Consider the following 21,910-nt stretch of genomic DNA (forward strand, 5'->3'; position numbering starts at 1 on the left):
TTGGACGGGGCGCGACTGCGCCCGGGTTGGCGAAGAGTCTGCTCCCGGGCAAAACGGATGTCAATCGTTGTCGATAACGTTTTCCATGGTTAGTCTGAGGCGATGCAGCCCAGTTCGAGGGTGACCATCCGTGACGTCGCGGCCCGGGCCGGCGTCTCGGTGGCCACGGTGTCCAAAGTGATCAACGAGCGCTACGGCGTCTCCGCCGCGACGCTCGCGAAGGTCCGCGCGGTGATCGAAGAACTCGGCTACGAGGCGAGCCTCGTGGCGCAGAGCCTGAGAAACCACCGGACCAACGTGATCGGGATCCTGGTCGCCGACCTCGAGCCGTTCTCCACCGAGCTGCTCAAGGGAGCCGCGGACGCCATCCGCGGCAGCGGGTTCGAGCTCGTCGTCTACTCCGCGGGCGGGCGCACCGGCGACCCGTCGGGCTGGGAAAAGCGTTACCTGTCCCGGCTTTCCGGCACCCTGGTCGACGGCGCCGTGCTGGTCACACCGGCGGTCTCGCTCGAGGCCGTCCCGGGCACGCCGGTCGTGGCGGTCGACCCGCACACCGGGCCGTCGCACCTGCCCACGATCGACTCCGACAACCTGCGCGGCGCGCAGCTGGCCACCGAGCACCTGCTGGACCTGGGGCACCGGCGGATCGGGTTCCTCGCCGGCCGTCCCGACCTCGAATCGGCGTCGCTGCGCAAGGCGGGGTACCTGCGCGCCCTGGAAGCCGCGGGCGTGCCCGCCGACGAAAGCCTGATCCGGATCGGCGCCTACGACCCGGAGGTCTCCGCCGCCTCGGCCCATGCCCTGCTGACCGGCCCCGACCGGCCGACGGCGGTGTTCGCCGCGAACGACATCTCGGCCATCGCGACCGTCGGCGCCGCCCGCGAGCTGGGTCTTTCGGTGCCCGACGACCTTTCCGTGGTCGGCTTCGACAACGTCCCCGAGTCCGCGCTCTGCAGCCCGCCACTGACCACAGTGGACCAGCCGATCCGGGAGATGGGACACCGGGCGATCAGCATGCTCATCGCGCTGATCAACGGCGACGAGGTCGAGCGCACCCACGTCACGCTCGACACCGGCCTCGTGGTGCGCAGCTCGACCCGGGCCCTCTCCCGATCTCCTCTCCTGTGACATCCGGAGCTTCGCCCCGGGCCGGGGGCTCTGCCACCCGGACCCCCGAAAGCTCCCTCTGACGAAGGGCGGAAAAGCCTTGACCACGCAGCCCACCACGGCTCCCGAGCCGTGGCGCGACCCCGCGGCCGACGTGACCGAACGCGTCCGCGCCCTGCTCGACCGGATGACCCTGCGCGAGAAGCTCGGCCAGCTCTACGGCATCTGGGTTGGCATCGACTCCGCCGGCGAGGTGGCACCGCACCAGCACGACTTCGACGACCCGGCGGTCGACTTCGACGACCTGGTCCGCCACGGCATCGGCCAGCTGACCCGCGTCTTCGGCACCCGGCCGGTCGACCCGGTGATCGGCGCGCGCAGCCTCGCGCGGACCCAGCGGCAGATCGTCTCCAGCAGCCGGTTCGGCATCCCCGCCGTGGTGCACGAGGAATGCCTGACCGGGCTCGCCGCGTGGCAGGCCACGATCTACCCGGCCCCGCTGTCGTGGGGCGCCACGTTCGACCCGGACGTGGTGCGGCGGATGGCCGCGCGCATCGGGGAGACCATGCGCGCGCTGGGTGTGCACCAGGGCCTGGCTCCGGTCCTCGACGTCACCCGCGACCTTCGCTGGGGCCGCACCGAGGAGACCATCGGCGAAGACCCCTACCTCGTCGGCGCCATCGGCAGCGCCTACGTCGCCGGGCTCGAGTCCGCCGGCATCGTCGCCACGCTGAAGCACTTCGTCGGGTACTCCGCCTCCCGCGCCGGGCGCAACCTGGCACCGGTTTCGGCCGGGCCGCGGGAAGTCGCCGACGTCCTGCTCCCGCCGTTCGAGCTCGCCCTGCGCGCGGGCGCGCGTTCGGTGATGAACGCCTACACCGACACCGACGGCGTCCCGAGCGCCGCGGACGCTTCCCTGCTGACGGACCTGCTGCGCGACACCTACGGGTTCAGCGGGACCGTCGTCGCCGACTACTTCTCCGTGGCGTTCCTGCACCGGCTGCACGGCGTCGCGGCCGACCGCGGCGACGCCGCCGGGCAGGCGCTGACCGCGGGCATCGACGTGGAACTGCCGACCATGGACTGCTACGGCGAGCCGCTGCTCGCCGCGGTGGAAGGGGGTGCGGTCGACGCCGCCGCCGTCGACCGCGCCCTCGAACGGGTGCTGCGGCAGAAGTGCGAGCTGGGCCTGCTCGACGCGGACTGGGCACCGGAAGTGCCGGAGGAGATCGACCTCGACGACGCCGCGTCGCGGGCGCTGGCCCGCGAAGTCGCCGAGAAGTCCATTGTCCTGCTGCACAACGACGGGACCTTGCCGCTGGCGGCGGACGCCCGGCTCGCCGTCGTGGGTCCGCGCGCGGACGCGCCCGGCGCGATGCTCGGCTGCTACTCCTTCCCGCTGCACGTCGGCGTCCACCACCCGGACGTCCCGTTCGGCGTCTCGGTCCCGACGGTGGTCGAGGCGCTGCGGGAATCCTTCGAAGTCACCTACGCGCTGGGCTGCCCGGTCACCGGTGGCGACGACGACGGGATCGCCGAGGCCGTGGCGGCGTGCGCTTCGGCGTCGGTGTGCGTGGCGGTGCTGGGCGACCTGGCCGGGTTGTTCGGCGGCGGGACGTCCGGTGAGGGCTGCGACGCGGCCGACCTGCGGCTGCCGGGCCGCCAGGAGGAGCTCCTGGAAGCCCTGCTCGCCACCGGGAAGCCGGTCGTGGCGGTGCTGCTGTCGGGACGGCCGTACGAGCTTTCGCGGCAGATCGACCGCCTGGCGGCGGTCGTCTGCGGGTTCTACCCCGGCGAAGAGGGCGGTCCGGCGCTGGCGGGTGTCCTCAGTGGACGGATCAACCCGTCCGGCAGGCTGCCGGTGAGCTTCCCGGCGGCCGGCGCGAGCCAGCCGTCGACCTACCTCGCCGCGCCGCTCGCGCGCCGCAGCGAGGTGAGCACGGTCGACCCCTCCGCGCTGTTCCCGTTCGGGCACGGCCTTTCCTACGCGCCGGTGACCTGGGCCGACGTCAGCGCGACGGGGTCGCTGTGGCCGACCGACGGCGTCTGCCGGGTGCGGGTGACCCTGCGCAACGACCACGCGCGGACGGCGTCCGAAGTGGTCCAGGTGTACCTGCACGACCCGGTCGCCGAGGTCGCCCGGCCCGAGCGTCAGCTGATCGCGGCCCGCCGGGTTTCGGTCGAGCCGGGGGCGACGGTGGTGGTGGACATCGGGCTGCACGCGGATCTGACGTCCTACACGGGGCGGGCGGGCCGCCGCCTGGTCGAGCCGGGCGACGTCGAGCTGCGGGTGGGGACGTCGAGCGAGCAGATCGTCACGACCCTGCACTGCACGCTGACCGGCGAACGCCGGTACGTCGGTGTCGAGCGGGTGATGACGCCGGAGTTCGGGTCGTGAAGCGCACGCCGGCGGTCCTCTGCCTCGCGGTGCTGACCGCGTTGTTCGTGGGTGCGTCGGGGCGTCCGCCCGCGTCGCACTGGGTCGCGACCTGGACGTCGATGCCGCAGCTGACGGAGCCGTCCAACATGCCGCCGGCGCCCTTCACGGGAACCGATCGGGTGCTGGACAACGCTTCCCTGCGCCAGACGGCGCACGTTTCCGTCGGCGGACCCCGGATCCGGCTGCGGTTTTCGAACGCCTTCGGCGGTTCCGTCCTGCCGCTCACGGCGGTTTCGGTGGCCCGGCCGGCCGGCGGTGCCGCCGGCGTTTCCGCGGTGGTGCCGGGCAGCGTCGTGCCGGTGACGTTCCACGGCAAGCCGTCGACGACGGTTCCGGTGGGCGCGCAGGTGGTGTCCGACCCGCTGCCGTTCCCGGTCCGTCCCTTCGAGAACATCACGGTGACCACGTACCTGGCGCACGGCCAGGCGTCGCTGTCGATCACGTCGCACCCGGGCTCGCGCACGACGTCCTACCTTCTGGCGGGCGACCAGGTGTCCGCGCCCGATCTCCCGGGTGCGACACCGGTCGACCACTGGTACTTCTTGAGCGGCGTCGAGGTGCTGTCCCCGGCGTCGGCGGTGGCGGTGATCGGCGATTCGCTTTCCGACGGCCGCGGGTCGACGACGAACGGCAACGACCGCTGGCCGGACGTGCTGGCTTCGCGGGTCCCGGCCGCCGTCGTGAACCAGGCCGCGGGCGGCAACCGGGTGCTGCAGGACGGGCTGGGCCCGAACGTCCTGGCCCGGCTGGACCGCGACCTGCTGGCGACGAGCGGCGTGTCGTGGGCGATCGTCTTCGAGGGCGTCAACGACATCGGCACGGCGACCCCCGACGCGGCCGCGTCCACGGCGTCGGACCTGATCGACGCGTACGACCAGATCCTGACGCGCGCCCACGCGGCCGGCATCCAGGTGTACGGCGCGACGTTGACCCCGTTCGGCGGCAACACCGGCTACGACGATCCGGCGCGCGAAGCGGCCCGGAGCACGGTAAACGCCTGGATCCGCGGGCACTTCGACGCGGTCCTGGACTTCGACCGGGTGGCCCGCGACCCGGCGGCCCCGACCCGGCTGCTGCCCGCCTACGACGTCGGTGACCACCTGCACCTCAACCCCGCGGGCTACCGGGCACTGGGGTCGAGCATTCCGGCCGGCCTATTCCGGGCGGGGTGAAGGAATTATCCAGCGGGCCGGAAGTGGACAATTCCTGGACGCCATTTCCGGCCCGCGATCACGGACCGGCGAACCCGGCCTGACGCTGGGTGATCAGTGGTCCAGTCAACGGGTATCCGTTGGGACACAAGCGAGTCTCGAACTTCGGGCCCGGTGACCTCGATCACGCGCCTGCCCCTATCATGTCGCCGTCTGCTCGTCCCCCATCCGCAGTCGACGATCCCGAAAAGGGGAAATCATGTCCGACGTCATCAACAGCATCTTCGGTCGCGCCCAGAACGAAACTCCCAGTTCAGAGAGCTACGAGTACGGCACCACCGCCACCGACACGGTGGACACCGGCACGACGGAGACCGAAGCCGCCGAGCCGGCCGAGGACACCGCCGAGGTCGGGACCGAGGACGACGCCGCCGAGACCGTCGAAGCCGAAGATGACGGCGAGACCGTGTCGGAAGTGGACACCGCCGAGTCCGAGGAGGACTCCGGGGAAGCGGTTTCAGCGGAAGAAACCGAGGCGCCGGTCGTGGCAGAGGCGCCGGTCGCCGAAGAAGCCGCGCGGCCGGCCGCGGGCACCCGCGGCAGCACGACGGTGGCGGACGGCGTCGTCAGCAAGATCGTCATCCGCGTCGCCCGCGGCGCCGAGGGCGTGCACGAGCTCGACGAAGCGGGCACGTCGGTGGAGGTGGACGGCGAGGTCGCGACGATCGCCGTCACGCTGGTGGTCGAGTTCGGCCGTGCGGTCAAGACCCTCGCCGAGCAGATCCGCGTCCAGGTGATCGAGGCGGTGGAGGAGTACCTGGGCCTCGAGGTGGCCTCGGTGGACGTCCACGTCGCCGACATCCACTTCCCGGACGCCGACTGACGACCGGCCCGGTCTCGGGTCCATACCCCCCGGGACCGGGCGCCCTCACCGGCGCACGGTGTAGCGCAGGTGAAGCACGCCCCGGTCCGCCAGCTGCCGGACGAGTTCCAGCTCGACGTGCTCCCCCGCCCCGAACAACCGGCGGCCACCACCGAGCAGCACGGGTACCACGTGGAGCTCCAGTTCGTCGAGCAGCCCGGCTTTCAGCAACGCCTGAGCGGCCCCGGCCCCGTGCACCATGACGGCGCGACCCCCGGCGGCCGCGCGCGCCTCTTCCACGCACGCCACGACATCGGTGAAGAACCGCGCGCTCCCCGGCGGCGTGTCGGAGGGGTCGACGTGGTGGGTGAGGACGTGGATGGGGACACCGTCGTGGTGGTCCCCGCCCCACCGGCCGGCCAGCTCGAAGGTCCGCCGCCCGGAGACGATCGCCCCGGTGGCCATGGCCTCGGCGTAGACCTGCGCGCTCGGCCCGTCACCGTGCCGGTCGTCGAGCCAGTCGAACAGCCGGAAACCGCCGAGCCCGAGTTCCTGGCCCGGCCGGTCGTCCGGCCCGGTCACGAAGCCATCGAGCGACATCGTCATGTAGAGCCTGATCGGTCCGGTCATCGCGGATTTCCTCCTCGGTCGTCGTCTGCACCAGTGCGTCGAACGAGGAGCCCTTGGATCGACCGGCCGGACAAGACGACCTCTCCCCTGGCGGCGTGAAGCCTCGCCGAGAACCGCGTTGACACCTTTCACGTGTCCGTCGCGGTCCGAAACCGCCGTCCACAAAATTGCCAATTCCAGGACAGAGAGATTTGATCTTCAATACCACTGCGGTATGCGACGGACGAATTAACCCGTTCAGCCTAGGCCGTGCGCTCGGTCGCTTCCGTCTCCGATCCTCGCTAACATGACACACTGTCCCCAAAGTGTGGCGGAGGGCTTGCGATGACGGGTGGCGCACCCAGTGGGGGCGTGCTGTGGTCACTCGTCCGGGCTTTGCACCAGATGTCCTGCCTCTCGGACCTCAACAGCAGGCGGTTGGTGCTCGAGCTCCTCTCCGCCGAGTTCGACCACCCGTTGTCGGTGACCGAGTACGCGCAAACGACCATGCATTTGCTCGCCATCGTCGACGCTTGCCGGCGCCGGCCCGACGGGCTCCTGAAGCTCCTCGGCATCCTGAACCAGATCGAACCCGGCACCACCGCACTCACTTCCGTCCGTCAGATCATCCTGGACATGACCACCCTCGAAACCTGGTCTGAAGGGGAACGAAACCAGTTGTTCAGCCTGCTTTCCGGGGTCCGCATCTCGGGGACGGCTGACATTTACCACCAGGTCGCCGGCGTGGGAAGCCCGGCCGTCTCGCCCGGTATCTCGCCGACGCACGCCTTCCGGATCTTGGAAACGCTCAACTGCGGACCGGACGGGTTGCCGAGGAGCCTGATGTTCATCGAGCACCTGGCCACGAGAACCCCGTCCGACCTCGCCGCGAAAATGCGCTTGTGGGTCGAGGAACAGACGGACCGCATGGACCTCACGGCGGAACTGCGCGCGTTCCGCGCGCAAATGGTGCTTGACCGGCCCACCTTGCACGCGAAGCAGCGAAACGAAGCGTACCTCGTATTCCTCCTCCAGCCCGAAGGCCCGGCCGGCGATCGGTTCCGGCTCTCGCACTGGCGTCAGCTCGATGTTTCGGAGGGCTGGTACCCGGTTCCGGGTGAGGACTTCGTCGGCGGTTACGACGAGATCCGGCACCGGGTCGCGGTGCTGGCGGAGAAAGTGGAGTCGGACTGGGCGCACCAAGGCGCGGAAATCCACATCGACTTCGTGCTCTCGCGGGAACTCCTGCACCTGGACGTCGACCAATGGCCTTGGGAGGCCGACGCGCGCACGCCGGTGCCGCTCGGCTGCCACTTTCCCGTGGCCGTGCGCAGCCTCGAGCGGATGAAGCTGCGCAAATGGCACCGCGCCTGGTACGCCCGCTGGAGCGAGCTGGTGCAGCAGGCCGGCGACGGCGGTCCGATCGCCGTCGACTCGGGGTTCTGGAACTGCCGGGGAGACGTCCCGAGCATCCGCGAACTGACTTCGCGGTTCGAATCCATGCCGAGGCTGATCGCCTTCGTCCTCGGCGACCCGCCCCGGCCGCTCGCCGGTGACGACGACGACGAGATCGCAGTCGGTCTGCGAGCGGGGTTCCCCATCATGATCTGGCACCGTGACGACTGTCGTTCAGAGGAGTTCTTCCAGACCGTGAACGAAATACTGCACGCCCACGACGCGAACCACCTGCTCGAACGCCTGCGATTGGTCAGGCTGGAAGCGTTCGGCCGGGGCCCGTCGACCGACCACGTCGGCAACCGGCTCGTCATGGTTTGGGACGACCCCGAACGCCTGGTCGTCCCGGGATCGGCCGCCGCGCCCGAAGTGGTGGCGAGCGCATGAGCGAGACCGGAACGCCGGAGGTGGACGACTGGCGGGTGTACCGCGGAACCGGGCTGACCGCACCGGAGCCGGTCGCGTCGCTGCCCAGCCCGCCGCCTTGGCGGACGTTCGCCGGGCAAGGCACGGTCGAAAGGCCCTCGGACGACGGCGGCGAGGGGGCGCGCCGGATCGGCGGGAGGCGGAGGCTGCCCCGGGTGCCCGACCCGCACGAGGTGACCATGGTCAACGCCGCGCTGTACCTCGGGCGCCCGCTCCTCGTCACGGGTCGCCCGGGTACCGGGAAATCCAGCCTGGCCTACCTCGTCGCCGCCGAGCTCGGGCTGGGCCCGGTGCTGAAGTGGCCGATCTCGAGCCGGACCGAACTGCATGACGGTCTCTACCTCTACGACGCGATCGGGCGGGTGCAGGCGGCGCGGACGTCATCCGGCGAGGAGGTCGACATCGGCGGCTATGTCCGCTTGGGCCCACTCGGCACCGCGCTGCTGCCCTTCGAACGGCCGCGGGTGTTGCTCATCGACGAGCTCGACAAGAGCGACATCGACCTGCCCAACGACCTGCTCAACGTCTTCGAGGACGGCGAATTCGAAATTCCGGAGCTGGTGAGGCTCGCCAAGCACCAGCCGACGGTCACGGTCTACACCCACGACCGCGGGGGGACCGCGGAAGTGACCGACGGCCGGATCCGCTCCCGCGCGTTCCCCGTGGTGATCATCACGAGCAACGGCGAACGTGAGTTCCCCCCGGCTTTCATGCGCCGCTGCCTGCGACTGGAGATGCGGCCGCCGACCGCCGAGCAGCTGGGCATGATGGTGGCAGCCCAGTTCGGCGACACATCGGGACTGGACGTGGAGCGGCTCATCCGCGAATTCCTCGACCGCAGTGAACAAGTGGGGGGCCTCGCCACGGACCAGCTCCTCAACGCGGTCCACCTGGCGGCCCGGCTCGCCACGTCGGGTGCGTACGAGATCGACGGCGAGTGGGGGAAGCTGATGACCGCCATCTGGCACCCGCTGGCGTCACTGGAACCGGAGTGACGAGCGCGGGGGCGGTGCCACCGCCGGACGACCGGGACGGACTCTTCGAGCAGTCCGGCCTCCGTTCGTTGCGCACGGGTGACCTCACCTGGCGCGAGGTGCGGGACATTGTCTGGCTCGCCACCAGGCTGCACCGGTCACCGGGGCGAACCGGCCGGACCGACGGGTCTGCGCACACGCTTCCCGCGGACGACCCGTCGTCCGCGGACACCTCCGGGACATCGCCCGCCGCCGGCGAACGCGATCGCCGCCGGGACCAGACCACGACCCGCGAAACCTCGGCCCTCGAACCGGATCGGTTCCTGCGCGCGATCGGTGTCCACGCCGAAAGCGGCGGCTCTGCGGCAACCACGCGCTGGCCCGCGGCGCCGGCCCTGCCCCAAGCTCGGGAGATCGCCCGAGCACTGAGACCGCTGATGCGTACTTCCCCATCACCGTGGGACCGGTCCCTCAACGAGGAAGCCACCGCGATCCGAGCGGCGGAGGACGGCATGTGGCTGCCTGTGTGGCAGCCCGTACCCTGGCACCGGCTGGAACTCACGCTCGTCGTCGACGTCGCCCCGTCCATGGAGATCTGGCAGCCGACGGTCAACGAGTTCCGGGATCTCGCCCGCCGCCAAGGCGCGTTCCGCAACGTGCGGACGTTCCTGTTCGACGGTTCGCGTCCCTCGAACGGTCCGGTGCGCCTCCGCGTGGAAGGCTCGGCCCGAGCCACTTACCGTCCCGAAGACCTCACGGATCCGACCGGGCGGCGGCTCGTCCTCGTCATGACCGATGCCATCGGCACGAGCTGGCGCAACGGCGCCGCGCAGGAGATGCTCGCCGGGTGGACGGCGACGATGCCGGTGGCCGTGCTGCACGTGCTCCCGCAGCGGTTGTGGACCTGGGGAGGGCTCTCCCCCAGCCGGATGCGCCTGTCGGCCTCGACTCCGGCGGCACCCAACCGCATGCTTCGAGTGCGGCACGGTGGGCTCGGTGAGGAAGGTGCCGGCCACGTTGTCGGAGACGCTGTTCCCGTACCGGTGCTCGGGCTCTCGAAGGAATGGCTGGCCGGCTGGGCGCAGCTCGTTTCCACCGGCGGATCCATCGAAACGACCGCGGTACTCGCTCGCCGCCGGGATCGCCGGCAGCCACTGCCGGACACGGACCAAGCCCCTCCCCCACCCGAGCTCACGCCACGGGAGCAGGTGCTGCAGTTCCGCACCTACGCTTCACCCTCCGCCTTCCAGCTGGCCGGTCTCCTGGCCGCCGCGCCGTTGAACCTGCCGATGATGCGGCTCGTCCACCGGGTGCTCCTGCCGGGTGCCGGCCTTTCCGTACTCGCGGAGGTGCTGCTGGGCAATTTGCTCCGCCGGCTGCCCGGCACCGAGCGTTCGATCGATCCGGCCGAGGTGACCTTCGACTTCCGTGACGGGATCCGAGCGGAGCTCCTCGCCGGTGGGCGCCGCGACACGACGGTGCTGGTCCCGCGAATTCTCGACGACATGGCCGGCGGGAAAATCCCGGCTCTGCGGAACTACCGTGCCTCCGTCGACGATCCCGATACCGCCGACCGTCTCTTCCCTTCCCGGGAAAACGTTCCGTACCTGCGAGTTCAGGAGGCGGTGCTCCGCGCGTTGTCCGGGCGCTACCTGCCTCGGGCCAAGCAACTCGAGGTCGACCTGCAGCAGACTGTCTGGCCAGGTGGACACCTCGGTGCACGTCCATACTCCGTGGGACGTGGCGAAGGCCCCGGGACACCTACAGGTCGCCGCACCGGCTCGGGCCCGACGTTCGCGAGCAACCAGCGAAAGCGCGAGCGGGCGGCCGGCAGCACGTTCTCGTCCAGAGGAGAGGAAGCCGTGAACAATCCCGCTCTCACAGCGTCGGGCGAGAACCAGCAGGTATCGCGAGTCCGGCCCCAGATCTGGGGCACGATCCCGCTCCGCAACCCCGATTTCGTCGGTCGAATCGAGCTGCTCGAACAACTTCGGGACCGGCTCGTGCAGGCCGGCGGCGCGACCGCGGTCCTGCCCGAGGCCCTCCACGGCATGGGTGGCGTCGGCAAGTCGCAGACCGTCGTCGAATACATCTACCGGCACGCCAACGAATACGACGTGATCTGGTGGATCCCGGCCGAACAGCCTTCGCAGATCTCGAGCAGCCTCGTCGAGCTGGCCAAACGCCTCGGGTTGCAGGTGCCGGGTACTGCGGACGCGGCGGTCCCGGGGGTGCTGGAAGCGCTCAGGAAGGGGGAACCGTACTCCCGCTGGCTGCTGGTGTTCGACAACGCCGATCGCCCGGACGTGGTGAGCCCCTTCTTCCCGGCGATTTCCGGCGACAGCGGGCACATCGTCGTCACCTCGCGGAACTCGCAGTGGTCCGGCGTAGCACGCACGGTCGAGGTCGACCTCTTCACTCGTGAAGAGAGCAAAGAGCTGCTCCGCAAAGCCGGTGGGGAAATCACCGACGAAGACGCCGACGTGCTGGCGGAAGCACTCGGCGATCTGCCCTTGGCCGTCGAGCAGGCAGCGGCTTGGCGGGCGCAGACCGGGATGCCGGTGGCCGAGTACCTGCAGCTGCTGGACCAGAACCTCGCCGAGCTGACCACGGAATTCGATTCTCACGACTACCAGCGTTCGGTGGCGGCGGCCTGGAACGTCCCGCTGGCGAGGCTCCGGGCCTCGCACCCGGCGGCCCTGCAGTTGCTCCAGGTATGCGCCTTTTTCGGACCCGAGCCGATTTCGCGCAACCTGTTCACCGCGGTGCGGAACGCACCGGTACCGGACGCCCTCGGCGAGGCGCTCAGCCAGCCGATCAAGCTCAACCTGGCCATCCGGGAGATCAGCCGGTACAGCCTGGCGAGGCTGGACCACCGGAGCAACACCCTCCAGCTGCACCGGTTGGTGCAGACGGTGCTGAAGAACCAGCTGACCGAGGCCGAACGCGACGAAATGCGGCACGCGGTGCACGTGCTGCTGGTGCACGGCGACCCCAACGACCCGGAGAACTCGGCGAACTGGAAGACCTATTCCGAGCTGCTCCCGCACGCCATGGTGTCGCGGATGATGGAGTGCCGGTCCGACGCGTGGGTGCGCCGGATGATGGTCAACCTGGTCCGCTACCTCGTCAGCTACGGCGACTACGAGGGTGCCCGGGAGACGTCGCGGGAGGCACTGGAGAAGTGGCAGGACATGTTCGGCGAGACCGATCCCGACACCCTGTCGATGGCTCGGCTGCAAGGGGTCTCGCTGTGGCGGCTCGGCCGGATGGAAGAGGCCCGGAGGCTCAACCGCCGCACTTATGAGCTGGTGAGAGAGACGATGGGAGAGGAGAACGAGCTCTTCCTCAGCGTCGCGAACACGGTGCGCCAGGACATGCGGTCGCTGGGCCGGTTCGACCGCGAACTCGAGATGGGCGAGGACATCCTCCAACGGTCCAAGCGCGTTCTCGGCGAAGACGACCCGGCGACGCTGGCCGCGGGCAACAACCTCGCCGGCACATTGCGTCTCGTCGGCAAGTTCTTCGAGGCGCGTGACCTCGACGAGGACGTCTGGCGGCGCAAGAAGATCGTCCTCGGTGAAGAACACGTCGATACGTTCCTGACCTTGAACGCCTTCGCGATGGACCTGCGGGAATGCGGTCAGTGGGTCGAGGCCTGCGAGCTCCAGGAGGAGACGCTGAACCGGCAGCGCGAGGTCATCGGCGCAGATCACCCGCGGACCATCGGCGCGATGCGCAATCTCGCGGTAGCCCGGCGCAAGGCGGGTGACCACCGAGGAGCGTATGAGCTTTCGAAAGAATGCGTGGAGCGCTACCGGCGCCGGCACGGTGCCCGCCACCTCGACACGATCACGTCCGAAACGTGCTTGGCTGCCGACCTACGGCACCTCGGCGACCTGGACGCGGCGCTCGACCTGGGCGAGTCGAGCCATCGGCTGTTCGTCGAGACCCACGGCGCGGAGCATCCGTTCACGCTGGTCGCGGCGATCAACCTGGGCATCACACTGCGCTTGATCGGCAGCCTCGAACGCGCCTACGCGCTCGACGAGCAGACTGCCACGTCGCTGCGGGGCGTCTTCGGGGACGACCATCCGTCCACGATGGTGTGCGTGACCAACCTGGCCAGCGACCTGGCGGCGCTGGGCCGGGTATCGGAAGCGCACGACCTCGATGCCGCCAACCTGGAGAGATCGGCACGCGTTCTCGGGTCGGAACACCCCGCCACTCTCGCGATCGCGCTGAACCTCTCGATCGACCTGCGTGCGGTGGGGCGCCACGACGAAGCCGCCATTCTGCACGGCAACACCTTGGTGCGGCTGCGGATGGCGCTGGGCGAGGGGCATCCGGCCGTCGCCGAAGCAGTCAAGTCGGAGCGAGCCAACTGCGACACCGACACGATGCAGCTCTGATCCCGAACTGTCACTCACCTCCGGATCTCAACGGAGGGCAGAGTCCAGCCAGGTCACCAGCTTCAGCGGCTGATCGATCGGCACCCCACCGGTCAGCAGGCGATCGCGAACGGCCAGGACGGTCTCCGGAGAACGGACCACTGCGTTGCCGCCTTCACCGCCGACGCCGGCGAGACCGAACGCCAGCCACGCGCGATCGTCGGCGGGATTCGACCGCACCTGTTCCTCGTATGAGCCATGAGCTGCATCGAGGTCTCCCCTGACATATGCCAAGTCGGCACTCGAGGCGCCGCCGTGCTCGGCCGGATCCGCACCGTCGAGCAGTAACGCCTTCAGCATGCCGACACGAGGCGAAGGCGGTATTGATCGTTGACACGGAACGACTTCGGGAAGCGGCTGCGGGCGTGTCGCGGCGACGTCACCGGCTGCCCACGCCTCGGCCAACCCGGTCACCCAGCTGGGGTCGGGCCGGAGGTGCTGAGCCCGCCAGAAGGCGCGGTGCTCGCGAGTCATTTTCCCGATCGCGTCGAGCACAGTGCCGGAAACGTCGTCGTGTTCGACGAGGTCGAGCCGTTCGGACACCAGTTCGACGAACCGGCGCCCCAGATCGGTGAGATCAGCGGCCCCGGCCAATGACTCGAGCGTCTGCCTGACCTGCCACCGCCGGTACCCGTAGTGGAAGTCGGCCGCGCGGCGTGCGGGCCCATCCGTGTCACGGCGGCGTCGCCAGAATTCGACTGCCGTGGTGAACGCGAATACGCCGTGCAGCAACCCGCCGGTCGGCCGGGGATCGTCCCGCCATGGCGCATAACCGAGGTTCTCGGTTCCAGGAACGCACAATTCGGCGAAATCGAAAAGTGCGTTGAGCTTGGAGTGCTGCATCTCGTGGATGAGCGCCTCCGCGAGTTCGAATGCACTCTTCTTGCGCGATACGGCGATGGCGCCGTAAGCGACGGAAGACGAAGCTCCGGCAACCGAAGTTCCGGCGCCGAACGGAACGATCGCCGAAACCCCTTCCGAAAGCTCTTCGGCGAAACCCCGGTATTCCTCGACAAGCAGGCTCCAAGCGTCCCCGATCTGCTTCTCCCACTCCCCCTGTTCGCGGAGTCCGAGCGGGCGCGGAGGAATCGGGTCGGTGAATTCCCGGTACGGGCCTCGATCGTCAAGCTCGGTTCGGAGCCGAACTCCGTCCCATCGGCATTCGAGTACCTTCACGGGCTCCAGGCGAAAGGCGTCGTTCGACCACGGACGGCCGGCTTGCGGATGCCCGGCGCCCCCACGGAGGGCCACCTCGCCCGCGGCGGAGACAGCCACTTCCACCGCATCGACAGTGGAATCCTCGACGAGCACGACCTGGCCGACGGTGGGCAGCGTGACCGCGCCATGGACGACGGGGATCTCCAGCGCACAAGAGATCCGGCACCGGACCGCGGCTGCCACCGCCATCGAGGACAGATAGCCGACGTCGGCGCGGCACAGGCGACCCGCGGCCGCCGCGCGCAGCGCTCGCGCAAGCCACACCCCGACGGAGGGATGCAGGAGCAATTCCTCCACTACGGACGCGTCACTCCGCTCGGCGGCGGCGAGGACGTCCCAGGCCTTCTCGAAACTCGACGCCAAACCCTCCGCACTCGCGTCGTTCACCGCAGCCTCGGCGAGTGATGCGAGCAACAGCTTCCGATGACTGAGCTGCGTGACCCGCAGATCTTTCATCAGCGGCCCGGTCGCAGGACCGGAACACAATTCCGCAAAGAGTGACGAAGTCAGCCGATGCCGAGGCATCTTCAGGTTCACCTGAAACGCCTCCCGGCCGCCGGCCAAACCCGAACGGAGCCGATCTTCCCGCAGTAAAACGTCACGCCCTATACCTGCGCCTGCCCTTGGATGGCGTCCATTTCGACCAGTTTCGAGCGTTCGAGCACGCCGATTATCGCGGATTTGAATTCAGGTGTGCGAAGCCCACGAAGTTCTCCGAGAGGCACTTGGGTGAGATCGATCAAATCTCCCTGGACCTCCGCATCGGGCAACCTCACCTGGACCAGCCTCTCCATCGCGATCAAGTCTTCAGCATTATGCCCGAGAGCCCGGCAGCGCGCGAACTCCCTCCCTGGAAAGTGGAGGCAGACCAAGGAGCGGAAGGTCGGAGAGGGCGCTCTTGAACGCCGCAGCTGTGTCCCGCCGAACGCCCACAGTCACTCGTCCGAGCGCGCCGTGCCCAGTGCAGCCGCGTCCGGTAACTCGATCGGCACCGGACAGGCGGAGTCCAGCCGGCCTGGAATAGCCCGGGTGGGTGGCGCACGCTCGATCGGGCGGCCCGGCGGAACACCAGTCGGGAGGGGACAAGCCGCTACTCCCGCTCACCGCGGGCCCGGGCGATCACCTCCTCCAGCCGCAGGGGGCTGGCCGGGTGGTGGGACAGGCACAGCGGGGTCGCCACCTGGCGGAACCCGAACGCCTCCCCCGCCACGTAGAACTGCGCGCGCTCCAGGCGGGAGATGTCCGCGACGGGGCTTCCCTTGGCCCGCGCCAGTTCGTTGGCCGCCGCGATCTGCGCGGGGCTGTTCAGGCGACCGAAGAACTGCGTCATCGCGTTGCCGACCACCTGGTTGTGCAGCCCCTTCGGCGCCTGCGTGGCGAACAGCAGGCCCAGACCGTACTTGCGCGCCTGCGAGGCGAGGACGATCGTGCTGCGCGTGCTCGCCGTCAGGCTGCCGGACGCGGCCATCGTCTGGGCTTCGTCCATCACGAACAGCGCGCCCAGGGGGCGGTCGCCCGCCGGGTTGCGCTTGATCCAGGCGAACAGCTCCATCTGCAGCTGGTTGACGAAGTTCTGCCGCTGTTCCTCCGCCTGCAGGCCGGCGAAGCTGATCACCGACACCCGGGCCCGTTTGCCCTCGGCCGGCGTCAGCAGCGCGCCCGGGTCGACCGGCTCCCCGCCGCCGGCGAAGAGGGGGTCGTTGACCATCGCCGCCTTGAGCACCTCGGCGAGCCCGGCCGCGATGCGCGGGGCGTCGTTGAGGTTGCTGACGTCCTCGGGCAGCTCGGTCAGCAGGTCGATCAGCTCGGGCAGGCTGCGCGACCCGGTCCGCGCGTGCCGCACGACGGCCTGCCGCAGCACGGCGAGGCCGATGTTCGTCTTGGCGGTGCTCCCGGTCAGCCTCGCTTGGGGCGCCAGGGTCGCGACGGCCACCTCGACCGCGGCGGCGAACTCGTCGGAATCGTCGAGAACACCGGCGAAGTCCGGCAGTGGCTGGAAGGCGAGCGGCCGCCCGGTGGCCCGGCCGGGCGTCCAGACGACGACGTCGGTTTCGGCGAGGTACCGCTTCGCCAGCTGGGCGTCGTCGGGCCCCCAGCCGTCGGGCGGCGTGGGCCAGGCGTCCCCGAGCCGGGCGAGGTCGTTGTTCGGATCGAGGACGATCGCGGAGACGCCGAGCAGAGCGCACTCCTCGACGATCCGCCGCAGCAGCACGGTCTTCCCGGAACCGGACCCGGCAAAGACGGCGGCGTGCTTGCGGAGGGCGGAGAGTTCGATCCGAACGGGTTCACCCGAGCCGACGACGGTCCCGAGGGTGATTTCCCCGTCGGAGGGAGGCGGCGGGTGGGTCCCCTCGGAAAGCTGCCCCGACGGCTTCTCCGGCAGGACGGCGGAAAGCAGCTCGGACCGGCTGGCGGGGCGCCGGTCGATCAGCCACTCGTGCAGTTCACGCCCACCGTTGCCGAGCATCTTCTGCAGGGCCCAGAAGGTTCTCACGTCGGCCGGGCTGGGCGGGATCGTCTTGCCACCCGCGGTCGTGAACTTCTCGACTTCTTCTCGCGTCTTTGCGCCGCGGCCCCAAGCGTCCCGCAGGATGACGAGGTGCCGGTTGTCCGCGCCCTGCAACTGTCCCGCCGCGGACCGGGCCTTCCGGAACCGGCTCAGCGCGGCGCGGGGATCGCGGGCCGCGATGACCCGGAACACCCAGTGCTCTTGGAGGTCGGCTTTCTCTTCGAGCGTCCGGGTGAGCCAGGCGTGGACTTCGCTTCGCCCGTTCTGGCGCTCGCAGGACCACTCCATGTCGTCGTCGCCGACTTCGGTCACCCAGCACCGCAGAGCCGCCGAAAGCAGATCGGGCATCACCTTGTCCACGGCCCGCTCGCCGAGCAGCGTGGTCGGGTCCGCTTCCGCCCGCAGCGCTTCGAACTCGGCGTCGAGTTCGGCGAACCGGTCGTTGTCCACCGCTGTGCGCACGGGAGCGACGGGCACCTCCACCTTCTCGTCGAAGGAGGTCAGCTCCCGCACCTGCCCGGTGCGCAGGCACACGTCGATGTGCGCACCGATGCGCTTCAGCAGTTCCCGCGGCGTCCACTGGTCCCACGGCCCCTCGAACGCCGCGGCGGCCACGGGCCACGTGGCGTACGGCGGGGTGAAGTCCAGGGACTCGTAGACCACCCCGAGCCGTTTCTCCACCAGCGCGCGGCCGATCCGGGCGTCGGTGATCCGGCCGAGCGTCACCGACTCGCGGAAGCGATCGGGCACGGTGCCGGCCGCCTTCGTCTTGATCTGCTCCCAGGTGCTGGGCAGACAGGCCAGCACGGTGAGCGTCTTGTGGGTGACCTCCCGCAGGCCCATGAGCCCGTCGGCGATGCGCGCGACGAGCAAGTCCTCTCCGGCGCTGTCACCGGTCGCCTCGGTGCGCTTCATCGACCGGGCGATCAGGGTGTCGAGCTGGTCCACGGCGATCACGACCGGCCCGGTCAACGCGAGCAGCCGGGTGATCTCCTGGACGAGAACACGTGCGGGTTTCGGCCGCGAATAGATGTTCCACGTCCGGGCTTCGGAAGTGAGCTCCGCGTCCCCGTCCAAGTAGTCCTCGCCGATGTACTTGATCCCGCGGTCGCGGCTGGCGATGAGCACGAGCGCGCGGGCGGTGTCCCCGCATTCGTCGCCGACCATCTCGTTCAGTGTCGCCACCCCGTCGACGAAGGCCTCGACATCGTTCGTGGTCAACCCCCGCCCGCGCCGGATCCTCGCCTCGACTTCGGCGTCGACGTGGGCCCGCAGGCAGACGCGCAACAGGAAGCTCTTCAGCTGCGAGTCACCCGAGTCGTCCGGGCGGGTCAGCCCGCGGCGGAGCGCCTCCGCCGTGTTCTCCCAGAACGCCTCGGCCGCGGTGACGTCGTCGAGGAAGAAGTACCCCCGCGCGCGATGCACCTGGCGCCGGACGAGACCCAGGAGGTGGGTCTTGCCGACTCCCTTCAGCCCGCGCAGGACCAGCCCGATCGGGCTGGGGCCGTCGCTGGCCGCTGCCTCCCGGATGCCGGTGTCGAGCGAGGCCAGCGCGTCGGCGTGCAATCCGTCGACGTGGTACGGCGAATCCCGCCAGACGTGATCCGGCGTGTCCGCCCAGTCGAAGCTGAGGGTTGCCAGCGCTTTCAGCTCGTCCATCACAACGCCTCGATCGAGAGCAAATGGTTGTCCTCACCACCGATGCGGATGGCCGCCTCGCGGTCGGCCGGGGTGAGGACCTTCCGGTTGTCCTCCGGGACGAGGTGCGCCTTGCCCGTGCGGCTCAGTTCCTTCAGCACGGCATCGACCTCGTTCGCGGGCGCGCCGAGCTTCGGGCGCAGGTCCACCAGCGCCACCCAGCCGCGCGGTTCCCGCACCAGTTCGCGGTACGCGACGCGGATGCGGGTTTCCAGGTCCTCCTCCGGCTCGGGTTCGGCCGCGACTTCGGCCGGAGTTTCGACCGGCGGCCCGAACACCTCGAACAGCCGCTTGTCCTCCCGCCGGAGGTACTCGTCCAAGCCGCCGAGCAGGACGTACAACGCCAAGGCCAGCGGGCTCTGTCCCCGTTGCGGGGGCGGGCCGCCCGCCGAGAGCTCCTTCTCGCACCACGCCCAGCCGTCGTCGCTCAGCTGGTGCACGTAGCTCCGTCGCGGCCCGGTTCGTTCGCTCTCGATGTACCCGAGCTCCTTCAGGCCCGTGCGTTCCGGGCCGGTCAGGGTGAACCCGACGACTTCCTCCAGTTCCTGGTTGGGCACCTCCCGGCCCAGCACCATCAGCGTGAACATCGCCGCGATCTGCTTGTGCGCCAAGCGGTCGGTCATCCGAGATCCTTCCGGTGGTTCGGTTTCGTCGTGGTCTGGGCGCGGGCTTCGAGGATGCTGAGGAGCCAGTCGATCGCCAGGCGGACCTTCGCCGGCGCCGCGAGGTGCGTCTCGCCGTTCGACGGGCGGGGCCTCACCGCCACCGCCAGATCTGCCGCCAGGTCCCGGGCGCGGTCCGCGTCTCCTGCGCCGACCGCCGGTTGCAGGGCCGTCACCAGTTCGTCGACCAGGTCCCACCGGGACGGGCGCAGGCGGGCCACGCGGGCCTGGGCCAGCAGCGTGGCGAGGTCCAGGTCGTCGTCGGTCTCGAGCAGCGGGGTGCCGCCCTTCAGCTGGCCGACCAGGTCGCGGGCCACCTCCGCCGGGCCGCGCGCGTCGCTCAGCCGCAGGTAGCGGAGGTTGCCGACGTAGCCCGGCAGCCCGGCCGCGTCGGTGCCCGCGGTGAGGACCGGGATCACGCGGCGGTCCTGGCCGAGCGTCCGGTGCAGGAACAGCTCGACCTCCGCGGACTGCCAGCGGCTCACCTTGCCGTCGACGAGCAGGCACAGGTGCCGCGCGTCGTCCTCGGTGCGCGCGAGCAGGGACCGGTCGCCGGACAGGGACTTCACCACCCGGACGCCCTGGTTCTTCAGAGCGGAGACCAAGTCGTCGGCCGTGCCGACCAACGGGCGCGGGATGCTGACGCGCAGTTCGTGCCGGAACTCCCGCCGGCTCGTGCGCACGGCGGCCACGTAGGCGTCCCGGTTTTCCGCCAGCAGATCCGTGCGGTCGAGCCGGCACGCGATCACCGCCGCGACCGTCTCGAGCGCGAAGCCGATCTGGTCGGCACTCGGCGACTGTTCCGACAGCACGGGCAGCTGCTCGCCGAAACTCCAGTAGGACACGTACGGCAGGGTGAGGTGGCGGGCCATCGTCGCGGGCTCCACCGTCTGGTCGAGCCACGTCCGGTACAGCTCGGCGGTCTCGTCGACGACGATGCGGCGCCAGGTTTCCGACCGGTCGTACTCCTCCCGGTTGTCGAAGCGCGACAGCACGGGGAGCACGGTCAGCCGCGCGCGGTCGAACGGCAGGAGGTTGCGGGCCGCGTCGGCACGCCGCGCCGCGTCCATCGCGCCGGTGATGCTCTGGCGGTTCGCGGTGAACAGCAGGACGAGGTGGTCCGGCAGGTGCGCCGTGCAGATCCCGCCGATGTCGGAGATCCCGGTGCGGCTGTCGATGAGGACGTAGTCGTACCGCGTGACCCACTGGTCGCGGCACTTCTCGAGGTACTCGCCGAACCCCTCGTCGTACAGGTCGTCCCATTCGATCGCCTGCACCTGCCCGACGTAGCCGGGCTCTTCCGTCCCGGCGGCGAGGAAGTCGAGCACCCCCACGCCCTCCAGGCGCTGGACGTACGCCTCCGGCTCGAACCGGCCGCGCCGGAAGTCGTCGATGAGGTCGACCACCCCGCCGCGCGGCCGGGCGGGCAGCCGCGGCCGGAAGTAGTCGCCGAGGCCGGGGGCTTCGAGGTCCCAGTCCAGGCAGAGCACGCGGTGGCCCCACCGGGCGAGCAGCACGGCGATGTTGGCCAGCGTGAAGCTCCGGCCGACCCCGCCTTTGTAGGAGTAGAAGGTGAAGATCGTTCCCGGCATCCGTCAGAACCTCGGCATCCGTGCCCGCTTCGGGGGTTCCGGGGCCGGGGTGCGCACCGGCCAGTCGTCCCGCCACTCCGGCGCTCGTACGATGAGGTCCTCCAGTTCCGTGGCGACTTGCTTGATCTGCTGGTTGAACTCGAGGTAGGCCGGGGCGGCCTGGAAGTGTTCGAACGGGTGGTTCCACTGCTGCAGGTCACGGGGACGCCGCGCGTGGGCCCAGTCGGGGAAGTTCCGGGAGTCGCAGAAGATCACCGGGTAGATCAGGGGGCTCCCGTGGTCGCGCCGCGGACCGGCGGTCAACGCCTCCCGCTCCTCCATCGTGGCCCACTCGGCCAGGCACCACTCGTCCCGGAAGTACTTCGGCGAGCAGACCGGAACCAGCACGCGGGAACGCTGCAGCGCCGAGCTCAGTTCCGCCGGCCACTGCGCTCCGACGCGCACCTGGTCGTCGAAGAATATCCGCACGTCTTCGTACCGGTTGTTGCCGAGCACTTCCAGTAGACGGGGGTGAAAATGGTGGCGAATCCACGCCGATATGTCCGTCGCGGCACGTTGGTAGCTGATGAAGACGTCGTACTCGTACACGCGTGCTGACGCTCCTTCACCGCTCCCCACCAGGCGGACGTAATCGTAGGGCTGCCGTGCACCGGCGAAGAAGGCGGGAAACCTGACAGATCCAGGACAATAACTGGCCAGACCCCAAGTGCCGCCGGAAAATGCATCTTGACAAATCTTTCCGGCACCGATAGACGA

General features: G+C 69.6%; 14 protein-coding genes. 7 read left to right on the forward strand and 7 right to left on the reverse strand.

All coding sequences use genetic code 11. From position 1 onward, the window contains the following. Positions 1–102: 102 nt before the first annotated feature. The 4 genes from AB0J40_RS24330 (at position 103) to AB0J40_RS24345 (ending at position 5,581) form a co-directional block, all read left to right on the forward strand. Entirely contained in the window at positions 103–1,128 is a 1,026-nt protein-coding gene (locus AB0J40_RS24330; RefSeq protein ID WP_364456750.1) for a LacI family DNA-binding transcriptional regulator, read from the forward strand. A gap of 79 nt (positions 1,129–1,207) precedes the next feature. Beyond that, the gene (locus tag AB0J40_RS24335; protein ID WP_364456752.1) at positions 1,208–3,505 is read left to right on the forward strand and encodes a glycoside hydrolase family 3 N-terminal domain-containing protein; all 2,298 of its coding nucleotides are present in this window, start codon (positions 1,208–1,210) and stop codon (positions 3,503–3,505) included. Beyond that, the gene (locus AB0J40_RS24340) at positions 3,502–4,719 is read left to right on the forward strand and encodes an SGNH/GDSL hydrolase family protein (protein WP_364456754.1); all 1,218 of its coding nucleotides are present in this window, start codon (positions 3,502–3,504) and stop codon (positions 4,717–4,719) included. The genes AB0J40_RS24335 and AB0J40_RS24340 overlap by 4 nt, the downstream gene beginning before the upstream one ends. A gap of 238 nt (positions 4,720–4,957) precedes the next feature. Continuing rightward, complete coding sequence (locus AB0J40_RS24345) at positions 4,958–5,581, forward strand: Asp23/Gls24 family envelope stress response protein (protein WP_364456756.1); 624 nt, start codon at positions 4,958–4,960, stop codon at positions 5,579–5,581. A gap of 45 nt (positions 5,582–5,626) precedes the next feature. Here the strand turns inward: AB0J40_RS24345 and AB0J40_RS24350 are convergent, their stop codons facing one another. After that, a complete protein-coding gene (locus AB0J40_RS24350) occupies positions 5,627–6,190 on the reverse strand; it encodes a dihydrofolate reductase family protein (protein WP_364456758.1) in 564 nt (187 codons plus the stop codon). 324 nt (positions 6,191–6,514) lie between these two features. On the opposite strand from AB0J40_RS24350, the gene AB0J40_RS24355 reads away from it, so the two are divergent. The 3 genes from AB0J40_RS24355 to fxsT all read left to right on the forward strand — a co-directional run bounded on the left by AB0J40_RS24355 (position 6,515) and on the right by fxsT (position 13,436). Next, positions 6,515–8,011: a hypothetical protein gene (locus tag AB0J40_RS24355; protein WP_364456760.1), complete on the forward strand. Its 1,497-nt coding sequence runs from the start codon at positions 6,515–6,517 to the stop codon at positions 8,009–8,011. Next, positions 8,008–9,045 carry a MoxR family ATPase gene (locus AB0J40_RS24360; protein ID WP_364456762.1) on the forward strand — a complete coding sequence of 346 codons (1,038 nt, stop codon included), beginning with the start codon at positions 8,008–8,010 and terminating at the stop codon, positions 9,043–9,045. The genes AB0J40_RS24355 and AB0J40_RS24360 overlap by 4 nt, the downstream gene beginning before the upstream one ends. A 98-nt stretch (positions 9,046–9,143) precedes the next feature. Beyond that, the gene (fxsT, locus tag AB0J40_RS24365) at positions 9,144–13,436 is read left to right on the forward strand and encodes an FxSxx-COOH system tetratricopeptide repeat protein (protein ID WP_364456858.1); all 4,293 of its coding nucleotides are present in this window, start codon (positions 9,144–9,146) and stop codon (positions 13,434–13,436) included. Positions 13,437–13,463: 27 nt separating this feature from the next. On the opposite strand, the gene AB0J40_RS24370 is transcribed toward fxsT, so the two are convergent. The 6 genes from AB0J40_RS24370 to AB0J40_RS24395 form a co-directional block, all read right to left on the reverse strand. Next, on the reverse strand, positions 13,464–15,230 hold the full coding sequence (locus AB0J40_RS24370) for an HEXXH motif domain-containing protein (protein ID WP_364456763.1): 1,767 nt from the start codon (positions 15,228–15,230) through the stop codon (positions 13,464–13,466). Between the two features lie 68 nt (positions 15,231–15,298). Continuing rightward, on the reverse strand, positions 15,299–15,496 hold the full coding sequence (locus AB0J40_RS24375; protein WP_364456765.1) for a hypothetical protein: 198 nt from the start codon (positions 15,494–15,496) through the stop codon (positions 15,299–15,301). Between the two features lie 287 nt (positions 15,497–15,783). Beyond that, complete coding sequence (locus AB0J40_RS24380; protein WP_364456766.1) at positions 15,784–18,861, reverse strand: DUF87 domain-containing protein; 3,078 nt, start codon at positions 18,859–18,861, stop codon at positions 15,784–15,786. Beyond that, the gene (locus AB0J40_RS24385) at positions 18,861–19,523 is read right to left on the reverse strand and encodes a hypothetical protein (RefSeq protein WP_364456768.1); all 663 of its coding nucleotides are present in this window, start codon (positions 19,521–19,523) and stop codon (positions 18,861–18,863) included. The genes AB0J40_RS24380 and AB0J40_RS24385 overlap by 1 nt, the downstream gene beginning before the upstream one ends. Further along, positions 19,520–21,154, reverse strand: a complete 1,635-nt coding sequence (locus AB0J40_RS24390; protein WP_364456769.1) for a CATRA system-associated protein — start codon at positions 21,152–21,154, stop codon at positions 19,520–19,522. The genes AB0J40_RS24385 and AB0J40_RS24390 overlap by 4 nt, the downstream gene beginning before the upstream one ends. A 3-nt stretch (positions 21,155–21,157) precedes the next feature. Further along, positions 21,158–21,742 carry a TIR domain-containing protein gene (locus AB0J40_RS24395; protein WP_364456771.1) on the reverse strand — a complete coding sequence of 195 codons (585 nt, stop codon included), beginning with the start codon at positions 21,740–21,742 and terminating at the stop codon, positions 21,158–21,160. Positions 21,743–21,910: the final 168 nt, after the last annotated feature.

The organism is Amycolatopsis sp. NPDC049691, assembly GCF_040675005.1.
Classification (GTDB): domain Bacteria; phylum Actinomycetota; class Actinomycetes; order Mycobacteriales; family Pseudonocardiaceae; genus Amycolatopsis.

Bases quoted from the DNA above. Each gene is read 5' to 3' on its own strand.
- AB0J40_RS24390 (WP_364456769.1), bottom strand. From the start codon at position 21,154: ATGCCGGGAACGATCTTCACCTTCTACTCCTACAAAGGCGGGGTCGGC.
- AB0J40_RS24345 (WP_364456756.1), top strand. From the start codon at position 4,958: ATGTCCGACGTCATCAACAGCATCTTCGGTCGCGCCCAGAACGAAACT.
- AB0J40_RS24380 (WP_364456766.1), bottom strand. From the start codon at position 18,861: ATGGACGAGCTGAAAGCGCTGGCAACCCTCAGCTTCGACTGGGCGGAC.
- AB0J40_RS24355 (WP_364456760.1), top strand. From the start codon at position 6,515: ATGACGGGTGGCGCACCCAGTGGGGGCGTGCTGTGGTCACTCGTCCGG.
- AB0J40_RS24360 (WP_364456762.1), top strand. From the start codon at position 8,008: ATGAGCGAGACCGGAACGCCGGAGGTGGACGACTGGCGGGTGTACCGC.
- AB0J40_RS24350 (WP_364456758.1), bottom strand. From the start codon at position 6,190: ATGACCGGACCGATCAGGCTCTACATGACGATGTCGCTCGATGGCTTC.
- AB0J40_RS24385 (WP_364456768.1), bottom strand. From the start codon at position 19,523: ATGACCGACCGCTTGGCGCACAAGCAGATCGCGGCGATGTTCACGCTG.
- AB0J40_RS24330 (WP_364456750.1), top strand. From the start codon at position 103: ATGCAGCCCAGTTCGAGGGTGACCATCCGTGACGTCGCGGCCCGGGCC.